This is a genomic window from Qipengyuania algicola (assembly GCF_042492175.1).
Taxonomy (GTDB): Bacteria; Pseudomonadota; Alphaproteobacteria; order Sphingomonadales; family Sphingomonadaceae; genus CAJXSN01.
On record NZ_CP170453.1, the window covers coordinates 1,541,307 to 1,553,489 of the forward strand.

Annotated in this window: 12 protein-coding genes; 4 read left to right on the plus strand and 8 right to left on the minus strand. The window is 61.3% G+C overall.

The window, feature by feature from the left end:
* The 6 genes from ACFCW2_RS07410 to ACFCW2_RS07435 are packed head-to-tail and all read right to left on the minus strand — an operon-like array spanning position 1 to position 4,293.
* A complete protein-coding gene (locus tag ACFCW2_RS07410; RefSeq protein ID WP_379545312.1) occupies positions 1–930 on the minus strand; it encodes an SDR family oxidoreductase in 930 nt (309 codons plus the stop codon).
* Positions 931–934: 4 nt separating this feature from the next.
* Positions 935–1,321 carry a nuclear transport factor 2 family protein gene (locus tag ACFCW2_RS07415; RefSeq protein ID WP_379545314.1) on the minus strand — a complete coding sequence of 129 codons (387 nt, stop codon included), beginning with the start codon at positions 1,319–1,321 and terminating at the stop codon, positions 935–937.
* Positions 1,318–1,548: a lipoyl domain-containing protein gene (locus ACFCW2_RS07420; protein WP_379545316.1), complete on the minus strand. Its 231-nt coding sequence runs from the start codon at positions 1,546–1,548 to the stop codon at positions 1,318–1,320. Before ACFCW2_RS07420 ends, ACFCW2_RS07415 begins: the two co-directional genes overlap by 4 nt.
* Positions 1,548–2,534 (minus strand): alpha-ketoacid dehydrogenase subunit beta, encoded by a 987-nt coding sequence (locus ACFCW2_RS07425; protein WP_379545317.1) that lies wholly within the window; start codon positions 2,532–2,534, stop codon positions 1,548–1,550. The genes ACFCW2_RS07420 and ACFCW2_RS07425 overlap by 1 nt, the downstream gene beginning before the upstream one ends.
* A complete protein-coding gene (locus ACFCW2_RS07430) occupies positions 2,534–3,502 on the minus strand; it encodes a thiamine pyrophosphate-dependent dehydrogenase E1 component subunit alpha (protein WP_379545318.1) in 969 nt (322 codons plus the stop codon). The genes ACFCW2_RS07425 and ACFCW2_RS07430 overlap by 1 nt, the downstream gene beginning before the upstream one ends.
* Before the next feature lie 26 nt (positions 3,503–3,528).
* Positions 3,529–4,293 (minus strand): SDR family NAD(P)-dependent oxidoreductase, encoded by a 765-nt coding sequence (locus tag ACFCW2_RS07435; protein ID WP_379545320.1) that lies wholly within the window; start codon positions 4,291–4,293, stop codon positions 3,529–3,531.
* 165 nt (positions 4,294–4,458) lie between these two features.
* On the opposite strand from ACFCW2_RS07435, the gene ACFCW2_RS07440 reads away from it, so the two are divergent.
* The gene (locus tag ACFCW2_RS07440) at positions 4,459–5,103 is read left to right on the plus strand and encodes a glutathione S-transferase family protein (RefSeq protein WP_379545322.1); all 645 of its coding nucleotides are present in this window, start codon (positions 4,459–4,461) and stop codon (positions 5,101–5,103) included.
* A complete protein-coding gene (locus tag ACFCW2_RS07445) occupies positions 5,103–5,861 on the plus strand; it encodes an SDR family NAD(P)-dependent oxidoreductase (protein WP_379545324.1) in 759 nt (252 codons plus the stop codon). Before ACFCW2_RS07440 ends, ACFCW2_RS07445 begins: the two co-directional genes overlap by 1 nt.
* 23 nt (positions 5,862–5,884) lie before the next feature.
* Here the strand turns inward: ACFCW2_RS07445 and ACFCW2_RS07450 are convergent, their stop codons facing one another.
* Positions 5,885–7,204: a spinster family MFS transporter gene (locus ACFCW2_RS07450; protein WP_379545326.1), complete on the minus strand. Its 1,320-nt coding sequence runs from the start codon at positions 7,202–7,204 to the stop codon at positions 5,885–5,887.
* A complete protein-coding gene (locus ACFCW2_RS07455; RefSeq protein WP_379545327.1) occupies positions 7,201–7,965 on the minus strand; it encodes an SDR family oxidoreductase in 765 nt (254 codons plus the stop codon). Before ACFCW2_RS07455 ends, ACFCW2_RS07450 begins: the two co-directional genes overlap by 4 nt.
* Positions 7,966–8,079: 114 nt before the next feature.
* Between ACFCW2_RS07455 and ACFCW2_RS07460 the strand changes: the two genes are divergently transcribed.
* Together ACFCW2_RS07460 and ACFCW2_RS07465 are read left to right on the plus strand one after the other, a co-directional pair.
* On the plus strand, positions 8,080–9,372 hold the full coding sequence (locus ACFCW2_RS07460) for an aromatic ring-hydroxylating oxygenase subunit alpha (RefSeq protein ID WP_379545328.1): 1,293 nt from the start codon (positions 8,080–8,082) through the stop codon (positions 9,370–9,372).
* Between the two features lie 188 nt (positions 9,373–9,560).
* Positions 9,561–12,131, plus strand: coding sequence for a TonB-dependent receptor (locus ACFCW2_RS07465; protein WP_379545330.1), 2,571 nt, complete (start codon positions 9,561–9,563; stop codon positions 12,129–12,131).
* Positions 12,132–12,183: the final 52 nt, after the last annotated feature.

Consider the following 12,183-nt stretch of genomic DNA (forward strand, 5'->3'; position numbering starts at 1 on the left):
CTAGTCTGCGGGCGGCAGTCCCGCAGTCCAGTCCTTCGACTTGGCCCAATCCAGATGGCTGGTATGCTTCATCCCCAGCAGGTCCCGCGCATGCGCCGGGTCGACCACCAGCGGGGATTGCGGCTGGGCGTTATACCAGGCGTAGAACTTGGCCATGCCTTCATACGGCGTGCCCGGCGTCACTTCGGGCGATCCGGTGACCAGCATGCTCATGGCGGAGGCGAATTCTTCCGGCTTCAGGCTTTTGAACGCGACGTCACGCCCAAGCGCCTGCGCGAGGTTCGCTGCAACTTCGTCGCCTGTCAGCGCTTGCGGCCCGCCCAGCGGCACGTGTTGTCCGTCGGCGGCATCGGTTTGCAAGGCCCGCGTCATCGCCTGTGCCACATCTTCCAGACACACCCAATTTATGACGAGATCGGGCTTTGCGGGATAGGCGAACACGCCGTCGCGCATGATCGCCGGGCGGGTCCAGATGCGGTATTGGTTGTCCATGAACACGGTGGGTTCGATGAACACACATGGTATGCCGGTGGCCTCCAGCGCCGCCTCGATATCGCGGCGGCCGTCATGGGCCGACAAATCCAGATCATGGTTGGCAACGAAGCAGGCGGTGTTGAAGACGATCTTCTTGAGACCTGCGCGCTTGGCCCCTTCGGCGATGGCCGCGCCGAAGCTGGCGGCTCTTGCGCGGTCGAATTCGAACGGCAGGTGAAACGCGGCGGCGTCTTGTCCGGCAAAGGCGCTGGCCATTGCATCCCCGTCCGTGATGTCGGCATGCACAGTCGGCAGATCGGGGAACGGCGTTCCCTCCATCGCATTGTCGCGGCGCACGCCTGCGGTCACCGCGAAGCCCTCGTTCAGGAGCGATTCCACCAGTGGCAGGCCCTGGTCCGCCGGAGCGCCAAGGACGCAGATTTTCTCGATTGTCATAGGGTCAGGCCTTTTCGGCGACTTCGGCAGAGTCGAAATAGTGGATGCGGAGCTCCTTCATCAGGCCGTCTTCGAAACGCCCTGCCTCGCACACAGTCTGGTCGAAGGTCTCGCCTGTGGTCTTGGAGGTCATCGTCAGCGTCAGGATAGTGACGCCCCAATCCTTCCCGCCGACGATCTCGTGAATGTCGACATTGGCTTTTTCCCACGTGCCATACATGGCGGCGGCGCAGCGTTGCAGGGCATCGCGGCCTTTCCATTCGCCGCCAAAGGGCAGAGACGCGCCCTCGTAGAGGATGAAATCGGGGTGCAGCCGCGCTTCCACCGCCTCCCAGTCGCGCTCACCCGCCAGCCGATAGATATCGGCCTGCAATTGGCCTGCATCGCTCATTCGATTGTGCCGACGATATCGCCCACCTTGTAGGTCGCACCTTCCTCGCCGGTGGGATGGATCACCCCGCCGGCCTGCGCTTCGATATCGACCGTCGTCTTGTCGGTTTCGACGGTGTAGATGACGTCGCCCTTGGCCACGGTTTCCCCGTCACCGAACATCCATTCGTTGAGGACAACGGTCTGGGCGCTCATCCCCAGCTTGGGGATACGGATTTCCGATGCCATCAGGCTTTCCCCATGCTCGCCTTGATCTGACCGACAATCTCTTCCTTTGTCGGGATCCAGGCCTGTTCCAGATGGGTGGCGAAGGGCACTGCGGCAAAAGTGCCGCCGACACGGCGGACGGGGCCTTTCAGCTTGTCCCAGCATTTTTCCTGAATGTTCGCCGCCAGCTCTGCGCCGGTGCCGAACGGACGGACCGCCTCGTGCAGGGTCAGCGCGCGACCGGTCTTGTTGACCGAGGCCAGCACAGTTTCCTCGTCATACGGAGCGATCGTGCGCAGATCGATGACTTCGACGCTGATGCCTTCCTTGTCGAGCTCGCCCGCCACTTCCAGTGCATCGAGCACAGTGCGACCATAGGTGATAAGGCTGATATCGGTGCCTTCTTTCGCCACCGCCGCCTTGCCTAGCGGGACACGGTATCCCGGACCAGGATCTTCGCTCGTGAGCCCGTAGCACAGGATGTTCTCGATGAAGATCACCGGGTCGTTGGCATCGATGCTCGCCCGCATCAGCCCGCGCGCATCGGCGGCGTTGCTGGGGGTGACCACATGAATGCCGGCGACATGGGCGAACCACGCTTCCAGCATATCGGAGTGCTGTCCGCCAAAGCCGACGCCTACGCCGGTCGTGGTGCGCAATACCATCGGGCACGGCGTCTGCCCGCCCGACATGAAGCGCAATTTCGCCGCGTGGTTGACGATCTGGTCCATGCATACGCCGACGAAATTCATCAGCATGATCTCGCAAATCGGGCGCTGCCCGGCGAGCGCTGCGCCCACCGCCGCGCCAACAATGGCGGTTTCCGAGATGGGCGTCGCGCGGATGCGGTGTTCGCCGTATTTCTCGGTCAGGCCGGACGTGACCTTGAACACGCCGCCGCCCTGCTTGGCTGCAACATCTTCGCCGAGGCAGAAAACGCCGTCATCTTCGGCCATGGCTTCGTCGATGGCCTTGTTGAGGGCCTGGGTCATTGTGATTTCGGCCATCAGGCGGTCTCCTCGAGAACGTCTTTGTAGATTTCATCGGTGCTCGGCAGCGGCGCGTCGAGCGCGTGCTGCACCGCCTCGTCGATTTCCGCGTCGATGTCGGCGACGATGGTGTCCAGCTCGTCTTCGGTAAACTGGTGCTCCAGCATCACTTTGCGCAGCTTGGGCAGCGGGTCTTCCGCTTTCATTTCAGCGATGTGCTCTTCCGGCATGTAGCTGAAATCGGCGCCGAAGAAGTGGCCCATCATGCGGTAGCACATGGCCTCGACCAGCACGGGGCCTTTGCCGGAGCGCGCGTGCTCGACTGCCTCGACCATAGCCGGGTAAATGTCGTTCACATCATTGCCGTCAGCCTTGATGCCCTTCATCCCGTAACCGGCGGCGCGGCTGGAGATATCGGGGCTGTCGGTATGGTCGGCATAGGCGGTGTGCTCGCCATACCGGTTGTTCTGGCACAGGAAGATGACCGGCAGCTTGTACAGCTGGGCCATGTTCATCGCCTCGTGGAAGCCGCCAATATTGGCCGCCCCGTCGCCGAAGCTGACCAGCGTCACCCGCCCGTCGCCATTGTTCTGGCTGGCCATCGCCAGACCATTGGCAATCGGAAGGCCCGAGCCGACGACGCCGGTGGTGACCATGATCCCGGTATCGGGATCGGTGATGTGCATCGTACCGCCCTTGCCTTTGCAGGTGCCGGTTTCCTTGCCGAGGCATTCGCCCCACCACTTCTTGATCGGGATGCCTTTGGCCGTTTGCTCACCCTGTCCGCGATAGGTGCACACGACGTAATCATCGTCTTCAAGCGCGGCCATGGCAGCGGCAGAAACCAGTTCCTGCCCCCGCACGCAGTAATACATCACGGCGACCTTGCCTTCCATCAGCAGGGCACGGAATTTCTCGTCCGTGCGGTTCACCTTCATGGTGCGGGTGTAAATGTCGCGCAATTTGTCGCGGTCTATATCGGCCATTTGCGGGCCCTTTCAGCTAGGTTTGCTTAGAACTGGACGCGCTGGGTAAACCCGCCGTCGATGACGATGTTCGAACCCGTCATGTAAGGGCATGCCGGGCTGGCGACGAAGACAACTGCCTTGGCCACTTCTTCAGGCTCGCCGAAACGGCCCATCGGCATTTTCGCCAGCGTGCCTTCGTAAAGCGGGGGTACGGCGTCCTTGATCATTTCCCAGTTGCCGCCGGGATATTCGATCGCGCCGGGCGAGACACAGTTCACGCGGATGCCCTGCGGCGCGAGCGCCTGGCTGAGCTGCGAGCCGTGCGTGATCAGCGCGGCTTTCAATGCGTTAAAGGCTTGCGGTGCCACGAAAGTCTCCAGCGCAGCGGTGGAGGACATCAGCACGATGGAGCCCGTGCCAGATGCTTCCAGATGCGGGGTCAGGACTTCGATGGCGTGGACAGCGCCCAGAATATCCATGTCGAGCCCGGCCTGCCAGTCGCCCGTGCCGCCGGTGCCGCTGGAACTCGCCATGTGGACGAAGATGTCGCAGCCGCCCAGCGCGTCTGCGGCATCGCCGATCCATTTCTTATAGGCTTCCGCACCGTCGGCCATATCAAACACTTCGCCATGCACCTTGCCCGGGCCTGCCGCGTCGATCTGCTTCTTGGCCGCTTCGATCTTGTCTTCCTTGCGGCTGAAGAAAGCCACATCCGCGCCTTCGGCAGCGAAATGCGTGAGCGAGGCGAGGCCAAGGCCGTGCGCGCCGCCATTCATGATCACTTTTTTGCCTTTAAGACCCAGATCCATTGCAGCTCTCCTTGAGATGAAAATTTCGTTTTCCGATGATGGGGATGGCCTATCGGATGGGGTGTGCCCCGCCCATCCGCAAAAATAAGAGCGGCGGCGTTTCGGCGATCTGGTAGGCCAAGCTGACGTTTATTCCCGCATCGCCTTCACAGGAGCGCCCCGCCGATGAAATTGCATTCCAGCCTTGGCCCCAATCCCCGCCTTGTCCGCATGTTTCTGGCCGAGAAGGGCCTGACAGAGGGCAGCGATTTCGAGCGCGTCCACTATGACATCATCACTGGAGAGAACCGGCAGAGCGATGATCTGACCGCCAAGAACCCATTGCAGACATTGCCCGTGCTGGAACTGGATGACGGCACGCTGCTGACCGAAAGCTGGCCGATCTGCGAGTTTATCGAGGAAAAGCATGCCACGCCCAATCTGATCGGCACCAGCGCAGAGGAGCGCGCCGAGGTGCGCAAATGGGTGCGCTGGTTCGATCAGGATGTGGTCGTGCCGATGACTATGGGCTTCCGCGCGACCGGCGGCCGTCCGATGTTCGAGCCGCGCATGGCCGTGGTGAGTGAAAGCGCCGGCGCCGAGCTGAGCGCCATGGCCGACAACCAGTTCAAATGGCTGGATGGGCAGCTGGGCGATAGCAATCACATCTGTTGCGGGCGCTTCACGCTCGCCGATCTGATCGTGTTCTGCTTCATCAATTTCGGTTTCACCGTGGGCTGGAAACTGCCCGAGGGGACAGACAATCTCGCCCGCTTTGTGGAAACGCATCAGAAGCGCGAAAGCGCGGGCGTCTGGCAGCAGCCGGAATAATGGCCGACCTGTCCGGCAAAGTCGCGATCGTAACCGGCTGCGCCTCCGGCATTGGCGCGGCAACCGTGCGCAGGCTCGTGGCGGACGGGGCGCAAGTGCTGGGCACCGATATCGATGCGGAGGGCGGCAAGGCGCTGTGCGATGAAGCGGGCGCGCGCTTTGCGGTGCAGGATGTGTCCGACCGCGCGCTATGGCCTGACATTATCGCGCAGGCGGTGAGCGCATTCGGGCGGCTCGACATTTTGGTGAACAATGCCGGCATGGTCTCTCAGCAATCGATTGGCGATGTGCAGGACGAAGTGTGGGACCGGGTGCTGGCGGTTAATCTGACCGGGACAATGACCGGTTGCCGCGCGGCAATTCCTGCAATGAAGGAAAGCGGTGGCGGCTCGATCATCAACATCGCCTCCACCACCGCGATGGCTCCGCTGCCCACCGACGTCGGCTATTCCGCCAGCAAAGGGGCGGTGCGCGTGCTGTCCAAATCGGTTGCCACATGGTGTGCCCAGCAGGGGTTGGACATTCGCTGCAACACGGTGATCCCCGGCGCGACCGAGACAGGCATCCTCAACAAGGCCGAGGAGGCCGCGCCCGGGTTGAAGGCTGCGGTGGCGGCCACGTCTCCGATGAACCGGCTGGCCGATCCTGCGGAGACCGCGGCGGCCATTGCCTTCCTCGCCAGCGACGACTGCCCGTTTATGACCGGAGCGGAGATGCTGGTGGATGGCGGCGCACTGTCGATCCATCCGGGTTTTTAGTCCCGGCTTTTAAGTCAGCCGTCCTACTCCTGACCCATCCGGGCAAGGTATCCGCTGGAGCGCATTTGCGCGGCGGTCCACGCGAAGACAGCCATGGCCGCAACGCCTGACACCAGACAAACCCCGAACACCGCAATGCTGAGCGAGACGCTGCCATATTCCGGCGTCAGCCAATCGCTCACCGCGCCAATCACGGCCAGCCCCAGCGCCTGCCCGACCAGATTGTTGAAGAACAGCGCTATGGCCACGGCAAAACCGCGCTGCGAAGGTTCGACCGCTGCCTGAATGCCCGACAGGATCGGGGCCTGACTGGCGACATAGATGGCATAAGCAAAGGCGAAGAAGCCGAGAAACACCACGATGTCTTTCGACATCAGGCTGATGGCCAGCGGGATCAGGCACAGCAGGCTGACCAGGCCGGGAAGCCATGCCCGCCAGCGCTCGTCACGATTGGTCAGCCACTGCGCGACATAACCGCCCAGAATGGGGCCGGGTATGCCCCCGATAAAAAACGCAGCGCCCAGATACAGCCCGACATCGCCCACCGGGATCCCGAAATTGCGCAGCATCACCGCCGCCATCCAGAAGGCGAGGCCGTAGCCAATCAGGATCTGGATCGCCCATCCGATGGACAGGCCGAAGAACACCTTGTTGGCCAGCAGGGCGCGAACTGTTTCGCCCAGCGGCTGCTGCTCCAGAACCGAGCCTTCCGGCGCATAGCGTCCGCGCCGGGGTTCGCGCACGGTGAAATACAGGATCAACCCGATCAGCACGCCGGGCAGTCCCATCAGCACAAAGGCCCAGCGCCAGCCGAAAAACTCGGCCAGCTGACCGCCCACGACCAATCCGCCCGCAGTGCCCATCGCTGCCCCGATGGTCAGGAAACCCATCGCCTTCGCCAGTTCCCCGCGCGGGAAATAGTCCGCGACCAATGACTGCGAGGCTGGCCCCGAGCATCCCTCGCCGACCCCCACACCGACGCGCGCGAGGAACAGAGTCCAGAAGCCCGTAGCCAGGCCGCACAGCGCCGTCATGAAGCTCCAGAACGCAATCGCCGCTGAAACGATATTCTTGCGCGTCGAACGATCGGCCAGCCGCGCGGCAGGGAACCCCGCAATCACATAGACGATGGAAAAGGCGAGCCCGCCCAGCAGCCCGAGCTCGAAATCGCTGAGGGAAAACTCGGCCTTGATGTCCTCCACCAGAATGCCGAACACCAGCCGGTCGGCCACGCTGAACATGCTGACCACCGTCAGCATTCCGAGCACATACCAGCGATAGTAAGGAGCCTCTTCAGAGGCGGGAGCGGTGGCCGGTGTGGCTGGGGCGGCTGGCTCCGTCACCTCTCGGGCCGTGCTTTCAGGCCGTTGTCGATCGGGTATTCGTTGCCCGTCTGGAACCGCGATTCATCGCTGGCGAGGAACAGCACCATGTTGGCGACATCCTTGGGGGCGCCGAGCGAATCCTTGGGCAAAACGCCTTCGGGAATATCCATCGGCTTCTCGCCTGCACGCCCCGACACACCCTGAACCATTGGCGTTTCGATCCCGCCGGGCATCAACACGTTGACGCGGATCTTGTTGTCCTCGTCCTGACAATACATCGCGATGGATTTGGTCATGGAGCGGATCGCGCCCTTGGCCGCCGTGTAGGCGGGGATGTTGCCGTATCCCAGCAGCGATGCGGTGGAGGCCATGTTGATGATCGAGCCGCCACCTTTTTTGGCCATCAGCGGAATGGCCTTCTGGCAGCCGAGAAACGTGCCTTCCACATGGATGGCGAGATGCAGGCGGAAATGATCCAGCGAGCATTCGAGAATATCCTCGAAAATCACATTGCCGGCATTGTTGACCAGAATGTCCAGCCGGCCGTGCTCTTTCTCGACATCGGCAATGATCTCCTCCCAGCGGGCCTCGTCGCGCACGTCGTGCTGGTAGAAGCTTCCGCCAACAGAAGCGGCCACTTCCTTGCCTTTCTCCTCGTCGATATCGGTGACGATGACAGTTGCGCCTTCTTCGGCCAGCCGTTCGCAATCGGCTTTGCCCAGACCCATCGCGCCGCCTGTGACCAGCGCAACCTTGCCCTCTACCCGTCCGCTCAACATCTCTCTCCCGATAGCAGTCTTTTGTCGGTGGTAGCCGCGTTGCGCACCGCCCCCCATTGTCAAAAGGGTGAGTGGGCGGATGCGTGATGCCGGTGCAGTCTTGGCGGCATGGCTATGGATCAGGCAGAGATCGACCGGTTGAAGGCGCAAATGGAGTGGGAGGGGCAGCGCATCGCGCCGCCTGAAAACTTCCCCGATCTGCCCGATATGCCCGCCGCCCGATACACCAGCCCCGAATATTACGCGCTGGAGCAGGAGCATATCTTCCGCAAAAGCTGGCTGTTTGCGGGCCACATTGACGAGGTGCCGGAACCGGGCTGCTATATGCGCTGGCACAATGCGGGCGATCCCATCGTCATCGTGCACGGCATGGATGGACAGGTGCGCGCGTTTTACAACACCTGCCGCCATCGCGGTGCGCCGGTGGTAACGCAGGACAAGGGCAAATCCAGCCGCCTGATGTGCGGCTATCATAATTGGACCTACAAGACGGACGGCACTCTTGTTGGCGTGCCCGAGCGGCAGGACTTCCCGCCCGATTTCGACATGAGCTGCCGGGGCCTCATTCCCGTGCGCTGCGAAATGTTCGGCAATTGCATCTTCGTCAATTTCGACGAGGACGCGATGAGCCTGCTCGACTGGCTGGGTCCGCTGGCCGACGAATGGGCCGAGTTCCGCTTCGACAAGGTCCGGCTGGCCGCGCGCTACAGCTTTGACCTCAATTGCAACTGGAAGGTCGCGATGGAGGCCAACATGGAAGTGTACCATGTACCCTTTATCCATCCGGACACGGTCGCGCCGCTGGTCGACTCCAAGCGCAATCTCAATACGATGTACCCCAATGGCCATGCCCGTATGCTCGCGCCCGCACCCCTCCAGACGGACCGCGAGCATGTTCGCGCGATCGACAGCCCGCCCGAATGGCAGGATATCGAAAGCGTTGGCGAACTGGGCCGCACCTCCACCCAGAGCTACACGCTGTTTCCCAACTGGGTTTCGCCGCTCAGCAATTTCTTTGTGCCCCCGCTGCTGTTCTGGCCGACATCGCTGAACACCACGCGTCTGGAGCTGGTCACCATGGCGCTGGACTGGGGTGACGGGCCGACGCCCGATCTGTGGACTGTGCCGGATGAGACCAAGCCCAATGGAAGGGATATGAGCCCTATCATTCTGGAGGACACACAATTCGGTGAAGCCATTCAGAAATCGATGGAAAGTGATGGCTTTCGCAGTGTGCCGCTCAGCTACCAGGAAGCGCGCATCTACAGCTTCCACCAGACTTGTGACCGCATGATCGGCGCGAACCGGATCCCTGCTGAATTGCGGGTCGACCCGGTGATCGGCGAGGAGTGGGTGTGGCCCAGTGATCCGAGGATCGCACAGATGGAGCGCGAGAATGCGTTGTAATCCGCGCGCGGCACTCAGTGCAAAAAAGCCACGGTTTCCTAGCGTCAACGCGCGCCTATCCGTTTTGCTAGATGAGCCTGACCTTAGGTCCGCATACTAAAGAGAGACAGTCGGACACGGCTGCGAGAATTTTTTGAGGCTCGGTAAACCGCATGCAATCGGTGCCGGCCATCTTGGGAGGGAAACATATGATCGCGAGTATTGGACACGCCCGGACTCTTCGCCGGATGCGGCCATTGCTGCTAGCTTCGGCTGCCGGCCTCTTTACCGTGCCGGGCGTCGCATTGGCGCAGGATGATGTCGGTTCCGAAAACCAGACCGAGGCCGGGCCAGGCGTCATCATCGTCACCGCACGTAAACAGGAAGAGACTCTTCAGGAAGTGCCGGTTACGGTGACCGTCCTTGGTGGCGACACGCTTGAAAAATACAATGTCGATCAGGTGGCCGACGTTGTTAGCCGCGTTCCCACACTGAATGTGCAGGTCGGCGGCTCCGGATCGGGTGGGCAACTCTCGCTGCGCGGTGTGGGCTCTTCCAATATTTCGGCAGCCTTCGATTCCGCCGTCGCCTTCGACTATGATGGCGTGCAAATCAGCACGATGCGGATGGTGCAGGCGGGTTTCTTCGACACGCAGCAGATCGATATTCTGAAAGGTCCGCAATCGCTCTTCTTCGGGAAAAGCGCTTCGGCCGGCGTGTTCTCCATCAAATCGGCCAATCCGACCCCGACCTGGGAAATCGGGGGCAAGGCTTCCTACGAAATCGAGGAAAAAGGCTACACGGTCAGCGGGTTCGTCTCCGGACCGGTGTCCGATACGCTCGGCATCCGGCTAGCTGCGCAGTACAACAAGATTGACGAGTATGTGGAGTTGCAGCCCGGAACGCCAGCGGCAAATGGCCCGTTCCGCGGGCAGAAAAACATCGTCGCGCGCGGCACCATCCAATGGGATCCGGCGCCGGAGTTCACGGCCAATCTCAAATTGCAGTATGTCCGCCACGAAAACGATGGCGCCATCGGCCACTCCGACATCTTTTGTGGAGCGAATGGCGTTGCGGACCCGGTCTTCCTGTTGAGCGGGGTAGCGGCAATCCCAGCGGGCAATGATTGCGACATCCAGGATGGTCGTTACTTCCTGCCCGATGTCGCTCCCGCGCTCGCCGCGCAGGTGCCGGGCAACGATGCGTCGGTCGGTTTCAACGGCGTTCCGTTCGGCGAAACCGACATCAAGTTTGGCCGACTGCGGATGGACTGGGACGCGACCGATTCGTTGACCCTGACATCCGTCACTGGCCTGCTGGAAATGGATGCGATCGATGTCGACAGCTACTCCTATGTCGGGATTGGTCCAGCCTTCTCGCCGATTGGCAACGCGATCGGGGATCCGACCTTCCTGGCGACAAACGCTCCCGCACTCGCTGCGACAAACGGACCGGGTGTTCCACTCGGAACCGGAGCAAGCGATCCGATCAACCGGCTCGACCAGTTCAGCCAGGAACTGCGACTGGCTTCTGATTTCGGAGGAGCCTTCGACTTCATGGTTGGCGCGTATTACGAAACACGGACTTTCGTGTTCGACACCGCGCAGCAGGGCGTCAATATCTCCCTGATCGCGCCGGATCCGGTCACCGGAAATACGTTCGATTGGGACAAGATTCACACGACCGATACCGAAGCGAAATCGATTTTCGGCTCGGTCAGCTTCGATCTCACCGAGCAGCTCGAAATCTCGGGCGGTGTCCGCTACACGGATGAGGAGAAGGTCCAGACGATCTCCATCCCTTACGTGCACACGTTCCTTTCGTCCGGGCCTGCCTTCGTCAACAGCGGCTTCTTCTCCGGCCCGATTGCTTTCAGCGACAGCAACTGGTCACCGGAAGCGACGATCCGCTATCAGGCGACGCCGGATATCAACGTGTTCGCATCGTTCAAGACCGGCTTCAAATCGGGCGGTATCGACAACAGCGCGCTGCCATCGTTCTCCCTGCTCGGGTTCGACAGTCCGGACCCGGCCGTGCGTCAGGCCACAGCCGATGGTCTGATCTTCCAGTCGGAAGAGGCAATCGGCGGCGAAATCGGTGTGAAATCGCAGTTCGACAATCGCAATATAACCCTCAACGTGACGGGCTATCATTACGTCTTTGACAATCTGCAGGTGCAGAACTTCAACGCCACGACGATCCAGTTCATCACCCTGAATGCGGGTGAAGTCACCACGCAGGGTATCGACGTCGCCTGGGCCTATCGCACCCCGCTGGACGGTCTCTCCTTCTCGGGCAATCTGTCCTATCTTGACGCGACCTTCTCGGACGACTTCTTCACCCCTGGTGCAGATGGCCAGTTCAACACCGGCGATGATATCAACCTTAATGGCCGCGATGTGGCGCGCGCCCCGAAATGGGCGGGCAACATCGCAGCAGACTGGTTTATCCCGATGGGGAATTCGCTGGAGCTCGGACTGAACGGGAACGTCAGCTACTCGGATAGCTACTTTACTGACGAGGATACGCTGAACGATTTCGTGCAGGACAGCTTCATAACGATCGACGCTTCGGTCTCTGTTGGGCATCCGGACGGCAATTGGCGGCTGGCGCTTGTCGGCGTAAACCTGACTGACGAAATCTATGTCAACACTTCTGGCGGTCGACCCTTCCTGTCGCCCGGTGGTGCGGCCGGCTTCGGTCTACCGGCGGGCGACGATCTCGTGGTGACCCAGAACCGCGGCCGTCAGGTATTCGTGGAAGCCAGCTTCCGCTTCTAGGCTTTTGTACCAACATAAAAGAGGGCCGCCCGGACGAAATGTCCGGGCGGCC